We start from the raw sequence: 19,500 nt of genomic DNA, 5'->3' as shown, positions 1-19,500 counted from the left end.
CGATGCAGGCGTACGTCGTCGGCGGCGCCGTCCGCGATGAGCTGCTGGGGCTGCCCGTGCAGGACCACGACTGGGTCGTCGTCGGGGCCACGCCCGAGGACATGATCGCCAAGGGGTTCCGGCCCGTCGGCAAGGATTTCCCCGTGTTCCTGCACCCGCAGACGCACGAGGAATACGCGCTCGCGCGCACCGAGCGCAAGACGGCGCCGGGCTACCACGGCTTCGTGTTCCACACCGCCCCCGACGTCAAGCTCGAAGACGACCTGATCCGGCGCGACCTGACGATCAATGCGATGGCGCGCGCCGAGGACGGCACCATCGTCGACCCGTACGGCGGCTTGCAGGATCTGCGGGACCGCGTGTTCCGCCACGTGTCGCCCGCGTTCGCCGAAGACCCCGTGCGCATCCTGCGCCTGGCCCGCTTCGCCGCGCGCTTCCCGGCATTCACGGTGGCCGACACGACGCTCGCGCTGATGCGCCAGATGGTCGAGGCGGGCGAGGTGGATGCGCTCGTGCCGGAGCGCGTGTGGCAGGAACTCTCGCGCGGGCTGATGGAGCAAAAGCCGTCGCGCATGCTGGCCGTGCTGCGCGACTGCGGCGCGCTGGCGCGCATCCTGCCCGAGCTCGATGCGCTGTGGGGCGTGCCGCAGCCGCCGCTGCACCATCCCGAAGTCGACACGGGTGTGCACATGATGCTCGTGATCGATTACGCAGCCGAACAGGGCTACGACCTGCCCGTGCGCTTTGCCGCGCTCATGCACGACCTGGGTAAAGGGTCAACGCCGCCCGAACACTGGCCCAAGCACCATGGCCACGAAGGCATGGGGCCGCGCCTGATCACGGAACTGAGCAAGCGCCTGCGCGTGCCGACGGACTGTCGCGACCTGGCCGTGATGACGGCGCGCGAGCACGGCAACGTGAGCCGCGCGCTCGACCTGCGGCCGAACACGATCGTGACCCTGTTCGAACGCTGCGACGCGTTCCGCAAGCCGGACCGCTTCGCGCAGATGCTGCTGGCGTCCGAATGCGATGCGCGCGGGCGCGGCGACGAACGACATGAGATGCGCAGCCGCGCCTATCCGCAGGCGCCCTGGCTGCTGCGCGCGCTGGACGCGGCGCGCGGCGTGAACGCGGGCGAGGTGGCGGCGCGCCATGCCGAGAACCGGGAAAGAATCCCTGAAGCCGTGCACGCCGCGCGGGTGAGCGCCGTGAAGGCGGCGCTGGGCGACGTGCGCGACTGAACCTAGGCCGCCGCGGTGTCGGCCCCGAACCTGCACCACGTGTCGCGGCCCGCTTCCTTGGCGCAGTACAGCGCCGTATCGGCGTTCTTGTACAGCGCGTCCGTGTCCACACCGTCCCGCCAGGCCACGGCGGCGCCGACGCTGGCGCTGACGCGCATGTCGTGGGCGCCGAACGCGATCGGTGCGCGCATCGAATCGACGATGCGCTGGGCCACGTCGCCCACGATGGCGTCGCTGGCCGGCGTCAGCAGGACGGCGAATTCGTCGCCGCCCAGCCGCGCCACGCAGTCGGTCTGGCGCACGGCCGCACGCAGGCGCTCCGCCGCCGCGACCAGCAGCGCGTCGCCCGCATCGTGGCCGAGCGTATCGTTGACGTGCTTGAAGCGGTCCAGGTCGATCAGGAGCAGCGCGAACGGGTCGCCGCCGCGCTGGCCGAGGGCGGCCAGGCGCTGCAGTTCGTCGTTGAAGCGGCGCCGGTTGGGGAGGTCCGTCAACGCGTCGTTGTAGGCCATGGTTTCCAGTTTCAGCTGGGTGGCGCGCAGCTCGGCGGTGCGGCTGGCGACCACGGCCTCCAGCTCGCGCTGGCGCCGGCGCAGCAGCGACGTGCGGGCCTGCATCAGGGCGGCGAGGATGGCCAGCACGGCGATCGCACCCAGCGCCCGCACCCAGGCCAGCTGGTGCCAGGCGGGGAGGACGCGGACCGGCAGCTCCAGGTTGACGGTATCGTCGCCGTCGCCGGTGGCACGCACGCGCAGGCGGTAGTTCCCTGGCGGCAGGTTGTTGTAGCTGGCGCGGCGCACGGTCGTGTCGGCTTCGATCCACCCGGTGTCGAAGCCTTCGAGCTGGTAGGCGTAGTGGCGGTGTTCGGCCGGCATGTAATCCAGGGCCGCGAACTCGACCGCGAAACCGCGTTCGCGATCGGCGGGCGTGACGGTCAGCGCGGCGGGCTCGCGGCCCGATGCACCCGGCGCAAGTGCACGGACCGCACGCCCGCCGAGCATCAGTTGCGTGATGGCGAGCGGGGGCAGGGGACGGCGGGTGTCCAGCCGGTCGGGGAATACGACGGAGAGGCCGGTGAAACCGCCGAACAGCACTTCGCCGTCCGCCCCCAGCGCGCCCGAGCTGGTCCAGTAACTCGGCACGTGGGCGCCGTCGGCCTCGCCCAGCCGGCGGACCTGCAGGGTGTCGGGGTGCACGCCGGCCAGGCCGAGGTCGGTGCTCAGCCAGATCTGCCCGCTGCGGTCCTGTACCAGCATGTTGACGCTGTTGTCGGGCAGGCCGTCGGCCGTCGTCAGGCGCCGGAACCAGCGGCGCCCGCCGGCATCGGTGCGATCGAGGATGGCGACGCCGTTGCCGAACGAGGACACCCACAGGCGGCCCGTGCGGTCGACGAGCAGCGACGAGACGAAGCCGTTCGGCGCGCGCGTGCGGTCGGCGTTGTCGGTCGGCAGGCGCTCCACCGTCGTGCCGTCCCGGTCCAGCCGCACGACGCCGCGCCGGGTGCCGACCCACACGCTGCCGTCCGCGAGCGGCAGCAGGGCGGTGACGCGGCGGTCGCCCAGCGCCTCGTCTTCGTGGCGCAACACGGTCGCCGGCCCGGCGGAGGACGGCCGCACCGCCCATGCCCCGTCCAGCCCGCCCAGCCACAGGAGACCGTCGCGCCACGCCAGGGCCCAGACGGACGCGTCGGGGCGGCGGCCCGCAATCTCGACGTGCCGTACGGCGCGCCCGGTGCCGTCGCTGCGATACAGGCCTTGCTGGGTGCCGATGTAGACGCTGCCGTCCGGCGCATTCGCCATGGCGAGCACCCGGCCCTTGGGCAGGGCATCGGCGTCCGCCCTGATCTCGGCCAGCGCGCCGGTGTGCGGCTCGACGATGCTCTCGCCACCGCCGGGAACGCTCAGCCATACCTTGCCGTCCGGGCGGGGCAGCAGATGATAAATGTTGAGGCCGGTAATGCTGCCGATCGTCCGCACCGTCACGATGCCGCGCGGGAGGGGATCGTGCTGGCTCAGGGTGCCGCCGGTGGCAACGAAGATCTGGCCGCCGCGCTCGCGCAGCATGGCGAGGATCTCGTCGCTGCGCAGGCTGTCCGGCACATCGCCGCGGTAGCGCAGGCGCCGCGTCGTGCCCTGGCGCACGTCGACCTCGACGATGCCGCCGCTCTCCGTGCCGAGCCAGACGACGTCGTCATCCTTTTGCACGATCGCGAACACGCGCTCGCCCTGCAAGGCGGGCTGCGGACCCGTTTCCACGATGGGACGGGGCGCCGCGCCCCGCGTGGCGATGACGAAGGCGCCATGGGTACGGGTGCCGATCCATACGCGCCCCGCGCTGTCCTGGTACAAGGCGTTGATCGACGGTTCGTTCGGCGCCGGCAGCCCCAGGTGCACGACCTCCAGCCGGTCGTGGTCGCCGGACCGGTAGAACAGGCCCTCGCGGGTGCCGATCCAGAGACCGCCCTGGCGGTCGCGCAACAGCACGTCCACCCCATCCGGTGCGAGCACGGATGCGGCCAGCTGCGGGGCGCCGCTGGCGGCGGCATGCACCTTGCCGGCGGCGTCGACGCGTCCCAGTCCCGCGCCGGTGCCGACCCAGATGCCGCCGGCACCGTCGTCGACGATGCTGGAGACGCGTGCATGGCCCAGGCCGCCCGGGCCGGCCGGGATGACGGCGAAGCGGTCGCGCGCCGCGTCGTAGCGCGCCAGGCCGCCCGCGCTCGTACCGATCCACAGGCGGCCGCCCGCGTCCACGTGCACGCTCTGGATATAGCCGTCCGGCAGGCTACCTTCCCGCGCCGGATCGGCCACATAGCGCCGCACCCGGAAACCGTCCCAGCGAACCAGGCCGGTCTGCGTACCCAGCCACAGGAAACCGTCGCGATCCTGGGCGAGAGACGTGCCGAAACGCAGCGCTTCTTCGGTGTGATGCCGGAACGAGACGTGAGAAAATGGTTGCCAGGCTGCGGATGCATCTGCGTCGGCCGCGGTGGAGGGAAACGCGAGCAGCGCGCTCATCCAGAAGATCAGGCAGGACAGGGCCTGGCGAAAAAATGGCATGCGACACTCTCGATTTCTCTTTAGAATCAAGTATATGCCGCTTTACCCTTGGTATCCCGTTCGCAGCGATAAGTGATCAAATTCTGTTGTATCGACGCAAGAATAGGGCGCCCATGCAGGACCATCCACTCCGCCGCTGGCTGAACCACCTGATCAAGAAGAAGGGTCAGGCCGTGCTGGTCAAGGCATTGGCCAGGCGCGACCGGCGGCGGATCCTGCGCCACTTCCTGGCCCTCGACCGCGACGACCGCCTGCTGCGCTTCGGCAGCGTGTTGCCGGACGAGCTGATCGAAGCGTATGTCGCGAAGCTCGATTTTTCGAAGGACATCGTGTTCGGCGTTGTCAACGGGCGGTTCCAGCTCGTGGGCGTCGGCCACCTCGCGTTCACGTCGCGCGAGGCGCATCCGGACAGCATCCATTACACGGACAAGGAAAAGGTGGCCGAGTTCGGTGTCTCCGTCTCGGCATCCGCGCGGGGGCAGGGCGTCGGCACGCGGCTGTTCGAACGGGCCGCCATCCACTGCCGCAACTCCGACGTCGACACGTTGTACATGCAGTGCCTGTCGTCGAACCGCACGATGATGCACATTGCGAAGAAGGCCGGGATGGAGATCCGCCGCGAATACGGAGAAGCGGACGCCCACCTGCACCTGCCGCCGCCCAGCCCGGGCAGCGTGCTTGCGGAGGCGCTGGAAGAGCAGTTCGCCAAGATCGATTACACGGTCAAGGCCAATGCGCGCGCTGCCGTCAAATGGTTCCGGCCGAAACGCTGAACGTTCCTAAGCCGAATCGCGCGGCACCAATCCGCCCGTAAACCGCTTGCGGTACGGCGCCACGTCGGCGCCGTCCAGCTGCGCCTGCAGGCATTCCATCGCCGCGACGCCGATGGCCGCGACGTCCTGCCGGAACGTCGTCAGCGGCGGGTAGAGGTAGGCGGAGATCGGCAGGTCGTCGTGGCCCACGATCGCGAGGTCCTTGCCCGGTTCGAGGCCGAAGCGGCGGCACGCGGACATCGCGCCGATGGCGAGCCTGTCGGTGCCGCAGGCGAGCGCCGTGACGCCGGCGCGCTTCCACGCGCCGCTCGCGAGCCAGTCGAGCACGTGGCGGAACGCGTACGCTTCGAAATCCCACGACGGCTGCGTGCTGGCCGGCACGAGGTGCGGCTGCATGCCGGCTTCCGCCATCGCGTCCTGGTAGCCGGCCAGCCGTTCTTCCGGCGACGGATGCGCGACCGGTGGCGCGCCCAGGTAGGCCGGACGGTGGCCGCGGCCCAGCAGGTAGCGGGTCAGCATCGCCATGCTCTGGCGGTTGTCGTTCATGACGTAGTTGCAGTCTTCGTGCACGTAGCTGTCCATGTAGACGATGCGCATTTCCTGCTCCAGCCGCAGCAGCAGGTCGAGGTTCGCCGTCGACGCGACCGCGGTCAGGATCACGCCCGCCACCTTCATCGACCGCATCGTCATCAGCGCCGCCGCTTCCTCGGCCGGGTCGTTGTACGAGCACTGGATGATCACGTCCATGCCCAGCGCCTTGGCCTTCGCCTCGATCGCGCGCAGCGCCTCGGCGAAGAACGGTTCGTTCACCACCGGCAGGATGACGCCGACCATGCGCGAGCGCCCGCGCACGAGGCTCACGGCGTGCGGGTCGGGCACGTATTCGAGGTCGCGGCAGGCCTGCTCGATGCGGGCCCGCGTATCGGCCTTCAATCCCTCGCGGTCGTTGAAATACTTCGACACCGTGGCGCGCGACACGCCGGCCCGCGCGGCGACGTCGTGCATGGTCACCGGGCCACGAGAGGCTGGGCCACGGGGATTTTGCGCTGTTTTCATCAATTTGTTGACTCGTGTAAAGTAAGCGCCCGTCGACAGGCGCGTCACCATCATAGCAAAAATACTTGCGTGCAATAAGAGCGCGAATTCCCCTCGCGCATGCGCCATTCGCCCGCTGTCGTTCACGTGTTGTTGTGGTCACTCAACCATTAAAAATTTTGTAAAAAATCTGTTGACGACAAAAAGTCGACACGTGTAAAGTTCTTTCGTCAGGCCGTATCCCATACCTAAAACAGCTCGGAGACACCGTCATGAAAAGATCCGCCGTGTTCGCGTGCATCGCGGCATTCGCCTTCTCCCTGGCCGGCGTGGCGCACGCCGCGCGCCCGCTGAAATCCGTCGGCGTGGCCGTCAGCGACCTCGCCAATCCCTACTTCGTCGCCATCGGCAAGGGCGCGCTTGACGCCGCGAAAAAGGTCGGCGGCGACAAGGTCAAGGTCACCACCGTCTCCAGCAAGTACGACCTGAACACCCAGGTCGGCCAGATCGAGAACTTCATCGCCAACAAGGTCGACATCCTCATCGTCAACGCGTCCGATCCGAAAGGCATCGCACCCGTGCTGCAAAAGGCGCGCAATGCCGGCATCGTGGTGGTGGCCGTCGACGTCGGCGCGGACAACGCGGACGCGACGGTCATGTCCGACAACACGATGGCGGGTACCGAATCCTGCAAGCGCATCGCCCTTCGCCTGCACGGCAAGGGCAACGTCGTCATCGTCAACGGGCCACCCGTCACCGCCGTGATCGCGCGCGTGGCCGGCTGCAAGCAGGCCTTTGCCGGCACCGGCATCCGCATCGTGTCCGACAACCAGGACGCGAAGGGCAGCCTCGATGGCGGCATGGAAGTGATGACGAACCTCCTGATCGCGCACCGCCGCATCGATGCCGTCTTCGCCATCAACGACCCGTCCGCGATCGGCGCGGAACTCGCGGTCAAGCAGGCGGGCCGCGCGGACGTGCAGATGGTCGCGTCGGTCGACGGCGCGCCGGATGCGGAAGCGGCGCTCAGGTCGAAGAACAGCATCTTCGCCGTCACCACCGCGCAAGACCCCTACAAGATGGCCACGCTGGCCGTCGACATCGGCTACGGGATCATGAACGGCAAGCGTCCCGCGAACCCGGTCGTGCTGATTCCCACCCCCGCAATCACCAAGCAGAACGTACTGGCCTACAAGGGCTGGGCCAGTCATTAAAACATCCCCTTCATTGGAGGAGACATGGCAACACTACATCCACCGCCCGTGCTGGAGGTCGCCGGCATCCGCAAGCGGTTCGGCGCCGTCACGGTGCTCGACGGCGTCCAGCTGACCATCCGCCCCGGCGAAATCCACGCGCTGATGGGAGAAAACGGTGCCGGCAAGAGCACCCTCATGAAAATCCTCGCCGGCGTGTACCAGCCGGACGCCGGCGAGATCCGCGTGGCCGGCAAGCCAGTCCGCATCGGGTGTCCCGCCGATGCGCGCGCATGCGGCATCAACCTGATCTACCAGGAGCTGTCTGTCGCGGCCAATCTCACGGTCGCGCAGAACATCTTCATGGGCGCGGAACCGCGCGGCAGGTTCGGCGTCGTCGACACGGCGCAGATGAACCGGCGCGCGGCCGAGGTATTGAAAAGTCTCGGCGCCACGTTCGCGCCGAACCGTCTCGCGAGCGGCCTGTCGATCGCCGACCAGCAGCAGGTCGAAATCGCCCGCGCCCTCGTGCACGACAGCCGCGTGCTGATCATGGACGAGCCGACGGCCGCGCTGTCCGAGCGCGAGACGGAGCGCCTGTTCGACGTGATGCGCGCCCTGCGCGAACGGGGCATCGCGATCATCTACATCAGCCATCGCATGGCGGAAGTGCGCATGCTGGCCGACCGCGTCACCGTGCTACGCGACGGTACGTGGATCGGCGAACTGACGCGCGACGAAGCGACGCCGGACACGGTCGTGCGCATGATGGTCGGCCGTGAACTCAACGGCTTCTACGAGCACGCGCAGCGGCGCGTGCCGGGCCCCGTGCGCCTGAAGCTCACCGACGTGCACGGTGCGAAGGTGCATCCCGTTTCGCTCGAGGTGCGCGCCGGCGAGATCGTCGGCCTCGCGGGCCTCGTCGGCGCCGGCCGCACGGAACTGGCGCGGCTCGTGTTCGGCGCGGACCCTCTGTCCGGCGGCGCGATCGAAGTCGATGGCCGCGCAGTGACGATCCGCACGCCGGGCGATGCGATCCGCCTCGGCATCGCCTACGTGCCGGAAGACCGCAAGGGGCAGGGCCTGTTCCTGCAACAGTCGCTGCTGGCGAACGTGACGATGAACGTGCTCGGCAAGCATGCCCGCTGCGGGGTACTCCGGCGCGGGGAACTGCTGGACGTCACGCGCGGCGCGATTGCCAGACTGTCGGCGCGCGGCGCGGGGCCGGACGGCATCATCGGCGGCCTCTCGGGCGGCAACCAGCAAAAGCTGCTGCTCGCGCGCTGGCTGGAGATCAAGCCGCGCGTGCTGATCCTCGACGAGCCGACGCGCGGCGTCGACATCGGCGCCAAGCACGAGATCTACCGGATCATCCACGAGCTGGCGGATGCGGGCGTGGCCGTGCTGTGCATCTCGAGCGAGCTGGCGGAAATCATCGGCGTGTGCGACCGCGTGCTCGTCATGCGCGAAGGCTGGCTGTCCGGCGAGCTGCTTGGCGAACGCATCACCCAGGAAAACATCATGGCACTGGCCACCCAGGCCCAGGCCGCATAGGAGACGACATCATGCAGACCCTCAAATCATCCCTTCCCACGGCGCCGCGTGCAAGCGCGCACGGCGGCATCGGCCAGGCCTTTTCGCGCATGTTCGCGACGATGGGCATGCTGCCCGTGCTCGTCGCGCTGTACATCGTGTTCTACTTCCTGACCGGCTACTTCGCCGAAGACGGCATGTCGAATTTCGCGACGACGGCCAACACGATGAACGTGCTGCGCCAGAGTTCCATCAACCTCGTGCTGGCGACGGGCATGACGTTCGTGATCCTCACGGGCGGCATCGACCTGTCCGTCGGCTCCGTGCTGGCGGTGTCCGCGGTGCTGGGCATGATCGCGTCGCTGCCGGGCCACGCGCCCGCGCTGTCGCTGCCGATCTTCCTGCTCGCGGGCCTCGGCATGGGCCTGTTGAACGGCACGCTCGTCGCCGTCTTCAAGATCAACCCGTTCGTCGTCACGCTCGGCACGATGACGGCACTGCGCGGCACGGCGTACCTGCTCGCGGACGGCACCACGATCCTGAACCGCGAGATCCCGACCTTCGAATGGATCGGCAACGATTCGTTCGCCGGCCTGCCGTGGCTCGTGTGGGTCGCCGCCGCGCTCGTGCTGGTGGCCTGGTTCATCCTGCGCCGCACGGTGCTGGGCATGCATGTGTACGCGGTCGGCGGCAATCCGCAGGCGGCGCGGCTCACGGGCATCAAGGTCGGCTTGGTCCTCGTCTTCGTCTATGCGTTCTCCGGCCTGTGCGCCGGCACCGCGGGCGCGATGTCGGCCAGCCGCCTGTATGGCGCGAACGGCAACTGGGGCTCGGGCTACGAGCTCGATGCGATCGCCGCGGTGGTCCTCGGCGGCACGAGCCTGATGGGCGGCGTGGGCACGATCTGGGGCACCGTGATCGGCGCGCTGATCATCGGCCTGCTCAACAACGGTCTCACGATCCTCGGCCTGTCCTCGTTCTGGCAGTACGTGGCGAAGGGCACGGTCATCGTGCTCGCCGTGATGCTCGATAAATGGCGTTATCAACAACAGGCGAACTGACATGCAAGCACAACGACTCCCTCGCTACGTGGTCTTCGGCGAAGCGCTCACCGACATGATCCGCCAGGACGACGGCACGTGGCGCTCGCTGCCCGGCGGTTCGTGCTGGAACGTTGCGCGCGTCGGCGCGAGGCTCGGGCTGCACACGGGGTATGCCGGCGCCGTCAGCATGGATGCCTTCGGCGACGAGATCGCGGACGCCAGCCGCGCGGCCGGACTGGACGAACGCTTCCTGCAGCGCGTGGAGGCGCCGCCGTTCATTGCGATGGTGACGTCACGCCATCCGCCCCGTTACGTCTTCCTGGGCGAGAACAGCGCGGACCTGCACTTCCGGCCCGAACTGCTGCCGGACGGCTGGCTGGAAGCGGCCGACTTCATCCACGTGGGCAGCCTCGCGCTCGCGCGCGGTCCACTGGCGCGGCGTCTCGTGGAGCAGGCGCTGATGGCGCGCCAGGCCGGCAAGCGCATCGCCTTCGACCCGAACTTCCGCAACGCGATGCGCGACGCGGCGTACCGGGCCACGTTCGAACACATCGCGGGTCTCGCCAGCCACATCAAGGTGTCGGACGAAGACCTGGAAGGTCTGTTCCCGGGCTTCGAACAGCGCGACGCGCTGGCCGCGCTGCGCGCGCTGGCGCCCGATGCCGAGATCCTGTACACGCGCGGTGCCGATGGCCTGTCGCTGATCCGCGGCGACGAGGTGCTCGATGCGCCCGCGCGCCGCGTGGACGTCGTCGACACCGTCGGCTGCGGCGATGCGTCGATGGCCGGCTGGATCACGGGCCTGCTGCTCCATCCGGAGATGCGCCCTTCGTGCCAGCTCGCGCGCATCGCGGCGGTGGCCGCCACGGCTGCCATGCATGCCGGGCCGTATGCGCCCACCGCATGCGAGGTGGAAGCTTTGCTCCGGTAGGGCGGGCGGCCTCCGCCCACGCGTAAGGCCGGCATATCGCCGACGTCACGCGTGGGCACGGGGTGCCTACCCTACCCGTCATCCGATCCTGTTCCGTCGACCTGCCGCGGCATCTGCGCCGCGGCCGGACGGGATCCGCTTTGCCCATAAAAACAATCAGGAGATACCATGCGCATGCCAACCATCGCGCCGGCGCTGCTCGCGCTCGCGTTTTGCTTCCCTGCGTCCGCCGTGGACGTCCAAAACTACCTGCGCGCCAACGCGGCCGCGAATTCCGAAGGCGGCGGCCAGACCTGCTTCGGCCTGGCCGGCGCGGGCGCCAAGTACCGCTTGGGGAATGAATGCGGCGTCTACGGTGAGATGCTGCTGGGCCAGCACCTCGTGCAGGGCGACGCCGGCGAGGACGTGAAGGCGTACGCCATGCTCAACCTGGGCAACGCGGCCGCGTCGAACAATGCAAGGCGGCCGCAGGGCGGCTGGAAGATCGGCCTGCCGCAAGCGTATCTCGCCATCGAACACGTGAGCGGACTCGGTGACGCCGCGCTGTGGATCGGGCGCCGCTACTACAAGCGCGAAGGCGCGAACGTCAACGACTTCCTGTACTGGAACCCGTCCGGCATGGGCGTGGGCATCGAAGACGTGCCGCTGGGACCCATGAAGTTCAGCTACGCCTACCTGCACGACGACCAGCAGACGATGCCGATCATGCGCGTCGGCGACACGGCGAACCGCCACGATGTTCAGCTGCGCGGCGTGCCCGTGAATCCGGGCGGCACGCTGGAACTGGGCCTGGCGCTGATCCGCAGCGATGGCCAGCGCGATCATCACGGCGGTTCGATGATCACGGTGCAGCACCGCCAGCGCGTGCTGGACGGCGCCGGCGACAACCGTCTCGCGGTCCAGTGGGGCACGGGCGCCGGCACGGACAATGGCGCGACGGGCGACATCACGAGCGGCGACGACGTGCACCGGCTGCGCATCGTCGACAGCTGGTACGCGCAGGTCACGCGCCGCTTCGGCGGGGAACTGATCGCCGTCTGGCAACGGGATACGGCACACGATCCGGCCAAGGCAAAAACGTGGGCGTCGGCCGGCGGCCGCATGTCGTACGCGCTGTCCGACAGGATAAAACTGCTGGCGGATATCGGCCATGACCGCGTGGCGCCGCAGAACGGCGACGTGCGCCGGCTGACCAAGGTCACGGGCGCCGTCGCGCTGATGTCGAAGCCCGGCTATTTCGACCGTCCGGAATTGCGCCTGTTCGTCACGCACGCGCGCTGGAACGAGGCCGCGCGCGCGGCCGCGCGGATGAACGATCCGCTGGCCGCGAACGGCATCCATGGCACGACGCTGTCCGGATTCACCGTCGGCGTCACCTACGAAAACTGCTGGAAGTGATCAGGCGTGCATCCCGGCCAGCAAGGTATCGATGGCGGCCAGCGACGGCGGCGTGGCGCCGGCCGCGAGGCAGGCCGCGGCGCCCGCCGCGACGGCGAAGCGCAGGTGGGCGAGGCCATCGCGTTCGGGCGCATGCAGCATGCTCCACGCCAGCGCGGCGATGCTGGCATCGCCCGCGCCGACCGTGTCCACGGGCGTGATGCGCGGCGCCGCCATCTCCCACGATCCTGCCGGCGTATGCAGCGAGGCGCCGGCCGCTCCCTTCGTGTACAGATAGGTGGCGTCCGGGTTCCAGCCGCGCAGCGTCGCGAAGGCGGCATCGGCGTCGTCCGTCCGGAGGAGGCCCACGAGATCCTCTTCCGAGACCTTCACGACGTCGGCCAGGGCCGTCATGCGCCGGAGTGTCGGGTCGTAGTTTTCGTCCATCAGCGCGCGGAAGTTCGGGTCGTAGCTGATGCGCACGCCCCGCGCCTTCAACGTTTCGGCCAGCGCGACGAGCTTGCCGGCCAGCGGCTGGCGCGCCAGGCTGATGCCGCCGAAGTGCGCCCAGCGGCAGGCGCCCATCCAGCCTTGCGGCAGCTGCGCGGCGTCGAAGTGCAGGTCCGCGCTGTCGTCGCCGACGAAGAAATAGCTGGGCGGGTCGAGGCGGTGCACGATCGCGAGCAGCGGCGATTTGTCCAGGCGCTGCAGGAAGCGCTCGTCCAGGCCTGCGTCGAGGGTGGCGCGCCACAGCTGGTCGCCGAACACGTCGCAGCTGACGGCGCCGGCGAAGGCGCTGGGCGCGCCCAGCTTGGCCATCGCGCGCGCCACGTTCCACGTCGAGCCGCCCGTCACGCTGTGCCAGCGCGTGGCGCCGGCGTCGTCGACAATCATGTCGGTCAGGGCTTCCCCTGCCGCGACGAATACGGGAAAGTCCGCCATGTCAGTCCTTCACGAGAACGGTCAATACTTCATAGCAGGCGCCCATCGTGTGGTAGTCGACCTTGCCGGCCGGGCTCTTCTCGTCCGTGAGCTTTTCGTTCGCCGGGCCGAGGATGCGGTACCAGCCGCCGTGTTCGTGGTCGACGAAATGTTCCCAGCTGTAGGCCCAGATGCGGTCGTACCAGTCCCAGTACGCTTTATCTCCCGTGCGCGCGCCCAGCAGCGCGGCGGCGGCGAGGCTCTCGGCCTGCACCCAGAAGTACTTGTCGGCGTCGCAGATTTCGTTTTCCGGACCGAAACCGTAATGGATGCCGCCGTGCTTCGCGTCCCATGCCTTGGCCAGCGCCGCGTCGAACAGCTGGCGCGCGCGCGGCACGAGCCAGTCGGACGGGCCGGCCATCTGGTCCTTGTGGCGTTCCATGATCAGGAGGAGCTTGGCCCATTCCGTCAGGTGGCCCGGCTGGTAGCCCCACGGGCGGAAGATGTTCGTCTTGTCGTCGCGGTTGTAGTCCGGGTCGACGGACCAGTCGCTGTTGTAGTGTTCCCAGACCAGGTTGCCGTACAGGGCCGCCTGGCGCACGGTGATGTTGTGCGCGAGCGTCTCGGCACGCCACAGGAATTTCGTGTCGCCCGTCGCGTCGAACGCGGCCAGCATCGCTTCGCACGCATGCATGTTGGCGTTCTGGCCGCGGTACGGGTACAGCGTCGACCAGTCGCCGCTCGCTTCGTCCGCGTACAGGCCGTGCGCCGGTTCCCAGAAGCGGCGTTCCATCAGGTCGTACGTCTCGTCCAGCCAGGCGCGCGCTTCGTCGACGCCGGCCATGACCGCGTGGGCGTACGCCAGCAGCACGAAGGCCAGGCCGTAGCAGTGGTTCGTGTCGTCCGTGACTTTCTTCTGTCCGTCGTTCCAGTCCAGCGTCCAGGCATAGCCGCCCGTCTCCGGGTTGCGGTGCGCGTCGCGCAGGAAGCGCAGGCCGTGCAGCACGCGTTCGCGGTCGGCCGGCTCCTGGAACTGGCGCCACGCCATCGAAAAATTAAACACGAAGCGGGTGCTGCTTACCAGGTGGCGCGTGCGCGCGTCGTAGATCGCGCCGTCGTCCTTGTAGAAGTGATAGAAGCCGCCGCTCGGGTCGACGCAGCGCGGGTCGTAGAACTGGCGGGTGTGGCGGATGTGCTGCAGCAGCGTCGAACGGGAATGGAAATCGGGAAGCATGGTGGGTTATGGTGAGTGAAATCGGGATGTGGATGGAACGATTTAGCGTCAGTGACGTATGCGATATGCGGCGTCACGCGTGGGCTCGGGGAGCCCACGCTAGCGTAGGCGAAAATTCTCGCAGACCGTGCTGGCGCGCACGACCAGTTCCACGGGCGCCACCTGTTCCAGCGGCGGATCCTGCGGACCGCGCAGCAGCAGCTCGACGCCCAGCGCGCCCAGCTCCTTCTTGTTGATGCGCAGCGTCGTCAGCGGACGGTGGCCCAGCACGGCGCCGGGGATGTCGTCGAAGCCGACGATCGAGATATCGTGCGGCACCGTCTTCCCGGCCGCGAGGCAGGCGCGCATCGCGACGAGGGCGGCGGCGTCGTTGTAGCAGAACACGGCGTCGGGCGGGTGGGGCTGGTCGAGCAGCGCCTGCATCGCTTCGTAGGCGCCCGTCTCGAGGTCGACGCCGTCCGGCAGGCACGTCTCCAGGCGCGGGTCGGCCAGCATGCCCGCTTCGTACAAGGCCTGGCGGTAGCCGCGGTTGCGCTCGCGGATGCTGTAGTGGCCGAGCGAGCCGGAGATCATGGCGATGCGTTCGCGCCCCAGCGAAATCAGATGCCGGGTGGCGAGGTAGCCACCCATGTGGTTGTCCGGGTTGACCGAGCTGTAGCCGCGCAGCTTCATGTCGATGAGGACGAGGGGCTTGCCGCTGGCGCGCAGGGCGTTCAGCAGTTCGGGTTCGAAGAAGCCGGCGCACACGATGGCGTCCGGCGCGTGCATGCGCAGCTGTTCCGTCACGCCGTCGGCCGGGCCGACCGCCATGAACGACAGCACGATGCCCTGCTTGCGGCAGGCTTCCTCCGCGCCGTGCAGCACGGGCGAGTAAAACGGGCTGCTGGCCGCCGTATTGTGTTGTCGATGCAACAGGAATGTCAGGCGGCGGATGCGCTTGCGGCGCAGCTTGCAGAAGTCGTACCCCAGTTCGTGGGCTGCCGACAACACCATCTGGCGCGTGCTTTCCGTGAGGCCGGGCTCGTTTTTCAGGGCGCGCGAAATCGTGCCGGCCGAGACGCCGGCATACTTGGCCAGGTCGCGGATCGTGACCGGTGCGGGGCTGTCGCCCGCCTGGGGGCGTGAGGTGACGGGATTCACGTTGTCTCCGATATCGTTGCTGCGCACGCCTTGGGCGTCGCTCATTTGAATGGAGTCTTGCATATGAAAATTCCCTTGGTCAAACGCGAAGGTGCATTTACAGGGAAGTTTAGTCGGCTTTACTAAACAGCTGTTTGCCCGGTATATTCTCATGTAAGAAACCGATTTCATAAGAGGGGAGGCCGTGTTTAGTGGCACCTGACTAAACTTCGCGGCGAATCGCACACCCCGTTTGACCCTATTACCCTGCTTCTGCAGAATCTTTTCACAATAAAAGTTGCCGTCCTGTTAGCGGTAACATCTCGAGGAGACTTATCCATGGAACGCGCACCACAGGCTGTCGTCGAGCCTGCCAACCGGGCCCAGCCCAGCTACACCTTTCCGCTGACCGTCGTCACCGCACTGTTTTTCATGTGGGGCCTGCTGACGTCGCTGAACGACATCCTGATCCCGCACCTGAAATCGGTCTACAACCTGACGTACGTACAGGCGATGATGGTGAACCTGGCCTTCTTCAGCGGTTACTTCCTGCTGTCGATCCCGGCCGGCGCCCTGATCCGCCGCATCGGTTACAAAGCCGGCGCCGTCGTCGGCCTGGCCGTGTGCGCCGTCGGTGCCGCGCTGTTCTACCCGGCCGCCACCAGCGTGTACGCGCTGTTCCTGTTCGCCCTGTTCGTGCTGGCCGGCGGCATCACCATCCTGCAGGTGGCCGCCAACCCGTACGTCACCGTACTGGGCCCGCCGGCCACCGCGTCGAGCCGCCTGAACCTGACCCAGGCCCTGAATTCCTTCGGCACCTTCGTCGGCCCCCCGATCGGCGGCTACCTGATCCTGTCGCACATCTCGACGGTCGCCGATCCGAACAACATGACCGCCGCCGAGAAGCTGGCGCAGGCGCAGGCCGTGCAGGGTCCGTACCTGGGCCTGGCCGCCACGCTGGCGATCCTGGCCATCCTGTTCGCCGTGATCCGCCTGCCGATCATCCGTGACGAGGACACCGGCACGGTGCGCACCGGCTCGATCCTCAAGCAGAAGCGCCTGATGCTGGGCGTGCTGGCGATCTTCGTGTACGTCGGCGCCGAGGTGAGCATCGGCAGCTTCCTGATCAACTACATGGGCGACTCGTCCATCGCCGGCTTCTCGCCGGAAGTCGGCGCGAACTATGTCGCCTACTATTGGGGCGGCGCGATGGTCGGCCGCTTCATCGGTTCGGCCGTGATGCGTACCGTCAGCCCGGGCAAGGTCCTCGCGTTCAACGCCGCCGTGTGCATCGCGCTGCTGGTGGCGACCACGTTCGGCCATGGCCACTTCGCGATGTGGGCCGTGCTGGCCGTCGGCCTGTTCAACTCGATCATGTTCCCGACCATCTTCAGCATGTCGGTGCACGAACTGGGCCCGCAGACCAGCCAGGGCTCCGGCCTGCTGGTGATGGCCATCGCCGGCGGCGCCGTGGTGCCCGTCATCCAGGCCCAGGCCGCGGACATGATCGGCCTGCAGACGTCGTTCCTGATCCCGGCCGTCTGCTACGCCTTCATCCTGTACTTCGGCGCGAAATACGCCCGCATGTACGTGGACGTCAAGGCCGTCTGACCGCCTGATCCCGAATTGCCGCCGCGCGGTTCTCACGCGGCGGCACATTGCCTATCCAAAGCGTCGCATACCTATAACGATCCGTACCCTAAGAGAGCCTCGTCCCATGCGTTTGAATCAACTGACCCTCGTTGCCGCCCTGGCCGCCGCCTTCCCCCTGTTCGCCACCGCCGCCGACGCGCCCGCCGCGCCGGCCCAGAAGCCATGGCTGGACCGTTCCCTCAGCGCCGACAAGCGCGCCGAACTCGCCGTCAAGGCCATGACCCGCGAAGAAAAGCTGCGTTGGGTGTTCGGCTATTTCGGCACGTCGTTCGCCCCGAAGGGCACCACGCCGCCGAAAGGCGCGATCCCGTTCTCGGCCGGCTTCGTGCCGGGTAACCCGCGTCTCGGCCTGCCGGACCTGCTGGAAACGGACGCCGGCCTCGGCGTCGCCACCCAGGCCACCCCGACCCCGCGCGAGCGCACGGCGCTGCCGTCGGGCCTCGCCACGGCGTCGACGTGGGATACGCAGATGGCCTATGCCGGCGGCGCGATGATCGGCTCGGAAGCGCGCCTGTCCGGCTTCAACGTGATGCTGGCCGGCGGCGTGAACCTGATGCGCGATCCGCGCAACGGCCGCAACTTCGAATACGCCGGTGAAGACCCGCTGCTGGCCGGCACGATGGTCGGCCATGCCGTCAAGGGCATCGAATCGAACCACGTCATCTCGACCGTCAAGCACTATGCGCTGAACGACCAGGAGACGGGCCGCAACGAGCACGACGTCCGCATCGACAAGGCCGCGGCCCGCATGTCGGACCTGCTCGCGATGCAGCTCGCGCTGGAGCAGTCGGACGCCGGCTCCGTCATGTGCTCGTACAACCGCGTGTTCGGCACCTATGCGTGCGAGAACGACTACCTGCTGAACGAAGTGCTGAAGAAGGACTGGGGCTTCAAGGGCTACGTGATGTCCGACTGGGGCGCGACGCACAGCACCGTGCAGGCCGCGAACAATGGCCTGGACCGCCAGTCGGGCCAGGAATTCGACAAGTCGCCGTACTTCGGCGGCGCGCTCGACGAAGCCGTGAAGAACGGCTACGTGTCGGAAGCGCGCCTGGACGACATGGCCACGCGCATCGTGCGCGCCATGTTCGCCAAGGGCGTCGTCGACAATCCGGTCGCGCAGGGCGGCAAGATCGATTTCGCGAAGAACGGCGCCGTCAGCCGCGCGACGGCGGAAGAGGGCATCGTCCTGCTGAAGAACGACAACCGCGTGCTGCCGCTGTCGAAAGACGTGAAGACCATCGCCATCATCGGCGGCCATGCCGACGTGGGCGTGCTGTCGGGCGGCGGTTCGTCGCAGGTGTATCCGGTCGGCGGCAATGCCGTGCCGGGCCTGGAGCCGAAGGTCTGGCCGGGTCCGGTCGTGTACTACCCGTCGTCGCCGCTGCGCCACATCCAGGCGCTGGCGCCGAACGCGAAGGTCGTGTACGACGACGGCACCGATCCGGCACGCGCCGCGCGCGTGGCCGCGCAGGCCGACGTCGCGCTCGTGTTCGCGACGCAGTGGATCGGCGAGGCGAACGACGCGACGTCGCTGGCGCTGCCGGACAACCAGGACACCCTGATCGACAACGTGGCCGGCGCCAACCCGCGCACCGTCGTCGTGCTGGAGACGGGCGGCCCGGTCGCGATGCCGTGGGTGTCGAAGATCCCGGCCGTGCTGGAAGCGTGGTACCCGGGCACGAGCGGCGGCGAAGCGATCGCGCGCGTGCTGTTCGGCGCCGTGAATCCGTCCGGCCACCTGCCGGCCACGTTCCCGGTCTCCGAGCAGCAGCTGCCGCGTCCGAAGCTGGACGGCGATCCGAAACAGCCGGAGCAGCGCTTCACCGTCGATTACACGAAGGAAGGCGCGGCCGTCGGCTATAAATGGTTCGACCAGAAGGGCCTGACCCCGCTGTTCCCGTTCGGCCACGGCCTGTCGTACACGACGTTCTCGTACTCGGGTCTCGCGAGCCAGGTCAAGGACGGCCGCCTGCACGTGCGCTTCAAGGTCACGAACACGGGCAACGTCGCCGGCAAGGACGTGCCGCAGGTGTACGTGTCGCCGCTCGCCGCCAAGTGGGAAGCGCCGAAGCGCCTGGCCGGCTGGGACAAGGTCGCGCTGCAGCCGGGTGAATCGAAGGAAGTCGACGTCGTCGTCGAGCCGCGCATCCTCGGCCTGTTCGACGAGAAGAGCAAGACCTGGCGCATCGCCAAGGGCAAGTACAAGCTGGTGCTGGCCGAAGACGCGGCCGGCAAGAACGCGACCAGCGTGACGGTCGACCTGCCGGCGTCCACGCTGGACGTGCGCGGCCGCCAGCGCAAGTAAGCATCACCCCCCTGCCGCCCACCGCCCGGTGGGCGGCGCATGATCCCACACAATGACGTTCCCCAAGGAGCGCGAGGAGA

General features: G+C 68.1%; 14 protein-coding genes. 9 read left to right on the top strand and 5 right to left on the bottom strand.

What is annotated here, in order from left to right:
- Nucleotides 1-2 precede the first annotated feature (2 nt).
- On the top strand, nt 3-1,241 hold the full coding sequence (locus ACL58G_RS03130; protein WP_440967943.1) for a multifunctional CCA addition/repair protein: 1,239 nt from the start codon (nt 3-5) through the stop codon (nt 1,239-1,241).
- Nucleotides 1,242-1,243: 2 nt separating this feature from the next.
- Here ACL58G_RS03130 and ACL58G_RS03125 read toward each other — a convergent pair whose 3' ends face one another.
- A complete protein-coding gene (locus tag ACL58G_RS03125; RefSeq protein ID WP_440965126.1) occupies nt 1,244-4,300 on the bottom strand; it encodes a two-component regulator propeller domain-containing protein in 3,057 nt (1,018 codons plus the stop codon).
- Nucleotides 4,301-4,413: 113 nt separating this feature from the next.
- Between ACL58G_RS03125 and ACL58G_RS03120 the strand changes: the two genes are divergently transcribed.
- Nucleotides 4,414-5,073: a GNAT family N-acetyltransferase gene (locus ACL58G_RS03120; protein ID WP_440965125.1), complete on the top strand. Its 660-nt coding sequence runs from the start codon at nt 4,414-4,416 to the stop codon at nt 5,071-5,073.
- A gap of 6 nt (nt 5,074-5,079) precedes the next feature.
- Here ACL58G_RS03120 and ACL58G_RS03115 read toward each other — a convergent pair whose 3' ends face one another.
- Nucleotides 5,080-6,078 (bottom strand): LacI family DNA-binding transcriptional regulator, encoded by a 999-nt coding sequence (locus tag ACL58G_RS03115; RefSeq protein WP_440965123.1) that lies wholly within the window; start codon nt 6,076-6,078, stop codon nt 5,080-5,082.
- 302 nt (nt 6,079-6,380) lie between these two features.
- On the opposite strand from ACL58G_RS03115, the gene ACL58G_RS03110 reads away from it, so the two are divergent.
- The 5 genes from ACL58G_RS03110 to ACL58G_RS03090 all read left to right on the top strand — a co-directional run bounded on the left by ACL58G_RS03110 (nt 6,381) and on the right by ACL58G_RS03090 (nt 12,206).
- Nucleotides 6,381-7,322 carry a substrate-binding domain-containing protein gene (locus ACL58G_RS03110; protein WP_440965121.1) on the top strand — a complete coding sequence of 314 codons (942 nt, stop codon included), beginning with the start codon at nt 6,381-6,383 and terminating at the stop codon, nt 7,320-7,322.
- A 24-nt stretch (nt 7,323-7,346) separates the two neighbouring features.
- Nucleotides 7,347-8,855, top strand: coding sequence for a sugar ABC transporter ATP-binding protein (locus ACL58G_RS03105; protein ID WP_413380456.1), 1,509 nt, complete (start codon nt 7,347-7,349; stop codon nt 8,853-8,855).
- Nucleotides 8,856-8,866: 11 nt separating this feature from the next.
- Nucleotides 8,867-9,895 carry an ABC transporter permease subunit gene (locus tag ACL58G_RS03100; protein ID WP_440965119.1) on the top strand — a complete coding sequence of 343 codons (1,029 nt, stop codon included), beginning with the start codon at nt 8,867-8,869 and terminating at the stop codon, nt 9,893-9,895.
- A gap of 1 nt (nt 9,896) precedes the next feature.
- Nucleotides 9,897-10,808, top strand: coding sequence for a carbohydrate kinase family protein (locus ACL58G_RS03095; protein WP_440965118.1), 912 nt, complete (start codon nt 9,897-9,899; stop codon nt 10,806-10,808).
- Between the two features lie 168 nt (nt 10,809-10,976).
- Nucleotides 10,977-12,206 (top strand): maltoporin, encoded by a 1,230-nt coding sequence (locus tag ACL58G_RS03090; RefSeq protein WP_440965116.1) that lies wholly within the window; start codon nt 10,977-10,979, stop codon nt 12,204-12,206.
- Here ACL58G_RS03090 and ACL58G_RS03085 read toward each other — a convergent pair whose 3' ends face one another.
- The 3 genes from ACL58G_RS03085 to ACL58G_RS03075 form a co-directional block, all read right to left on the bottom strand.
- The gene (locus ACL58G_RS03085) at nt 12,207-13,127 is read right to left on the bottom strand and encodes a carbohydrate kinase family protein (RefSeq protein ID WP_440965115.1); all 921 of its coding nucleotides are present in this window, start codon (nt 13,125-13,127) and stop codon (nt 12,207-12,209) included.
- 1 nt (nt 13,128) lies between these two features.
- Nucleotides 13,129-14,340: an AGE family epimerase/isomerase gene (locus ACL58G_RS03080; RefSeq protein ID WP_440965114.1), complete on the bottom strand. Its 1,212-nt coding sequence runs from the start codon at nt 14,338-14,340 to the stop codon at nt 13,129-13,131.
- A gap of 99 nt (nt 14,341-14,439) precedes the next feature.
- Nucleotides 14,440-15,525 (bottom strand): LacI family DNA-binding transcriptional regulator, encoded by a 1,086-nt coding sequence (locus ACL58G_RS03075; protein ID WP_440965113.1) that lies wholly within the window; start codon nt 15,523-15,525, stop codon nt 14,440-14,442.
- Between the two features lie 273 nt (nt 15,526-15,798).
- On the opposite strand from ACL58G_RS03075, the gene ACL58G_RS03070 reads away from it, so the two are divergent.
- Entirely contained in the window at nt 15,799-17,070 is a 1,272-nt protein-coding gene (locus ACL58G_RS03070; RefSeq protein WP_413380441.1) for a sugar MFS transporter, read from the top strand.
- A 106-nt stretch (nt 17,071-17,176) separates the two neighbouring features.
- Nucleotides 17,177-19,420, top strand: a complete 2,244-nt coding sequence (locus ACL58G_RS03065) for a glycoside hydrolase family 3 C-terminal domain-containing protein (RefSeq protein ID WP_440965111.1) — start codon at nt 17,177-17,179, stop codon at nt 19,418-19,420.
- The last annotated feature ends 80 nt before the right edge of the window (nt 19,421-19,500 follow it).

This window comes from Massilia sp. GER05 (assembly GCF_052056005.1).
Classification (GTDB): Bacteria; Pseudomonadota; Gammaproteobacteria; order Burkholderiales; family Burkholderiaceae_D; genus Telluria; species Telluria orientalis.
This window is presented reverse-complemented; position numbering and strand designations above follow the sequence as displayed.

Coding starts and splice junctions, on each gene's coding strand:
- ACL58G_RS03130 (WP_440967943.1), top strand. CDS start 3: ATGCAGGCGTACGTCGTCGGCGGCGCCGTCCGCGATGAGCTGCTGGGG.
- ACL58G_RS03125 (WP_440965126.1), bottom strand. CDS start 4,300: ATGCCATTTTTTCGCCAGGCCCTGTCCTGCCTGATCTTCTGGATGAGC.
- ACL58G_RS03120 (WP_440965125.1), top strand. CDS start 4,414: ATGCAGGACCATCCACTCCGCCGCTGGCTGAACCACCTGATCAAGAAG.
- ACL58G_RS03115 (WP_440965123.1), bottom strand. CDS start 6,078: ATGCACGACGTCGCCGCGCGGGCCGGCGTGTCGCGCGCCACGGTGTCG.
- ACL58G_RS03110 (WP_440965121.1), top strand. CDS start 6,381: ATGAAAAGATCCGCCGTGTTCGCGTGCATCGCGGCATTCGCCTTCTCC.
- ACL58G_RS03105 (WP_413380456.1), top strand. CDS start 7,347: ATGGCAACACTACATCCACCGCCCGTGCTGGAGGTCGCCGGCATCCGC.
- ACL58G_RS03100 (WP_440965119.1), top strand. CDS start 8,867: ATGCAGACCCTCAAATCATCCCTTCCCACGGCGCCGCGTGCAAGCGCG.
- ACL58G_RS03095 (WP_440965118.1), top strand. CDS start 9,897: ATGCAAGCACAACGACTCCCTCGCTACGTGGTCTTCGGCGAAGCGCTC.
- ACL58G_RS03090 (WP_440965116.1), top strand. CDS start 10,977: ATGCGCATGCCAACCATCGCGCCGGCGCTGCTCGCGCTCGCGTTTTGC.
- ACL58G_RS03085 (WP_440965115.1), bottom strand. CDS start 13,127: ATGGCGGACTTTCCCGTATTCGTCGCGGCAGGGGAAGCCCTGACCGAC.
- ACL58G_RS03080 (WP_440965114.1), bottom strand. CDS start 14,340: ATGCTTCCCGATTTCCATTCCCGTTCGACGCTGCTGCAGCACATCCGC.
- ACL58G_RS03075 (WP_440965113.1), bottom strand. CDS start 15,525: ATGAGCGACGCCCAAGGCGTGCGCAGCAACGATATCGGAGACAACGTG.
- ACL58G_RS03070 (WP_413380441.1), top strand. CDS start 15,799: ATGGAACGCGCACCACAGGCTGTCGTCGAGCCTGCCAACCGGGCCCAG.
- ACL58G_RS03065 (WP_440965111.1), top strand. CDS start 17,177: ATGCGTTTGAATCAACTGACCCTCGTTGCCGCCCTGGCCGCCGCCTTC.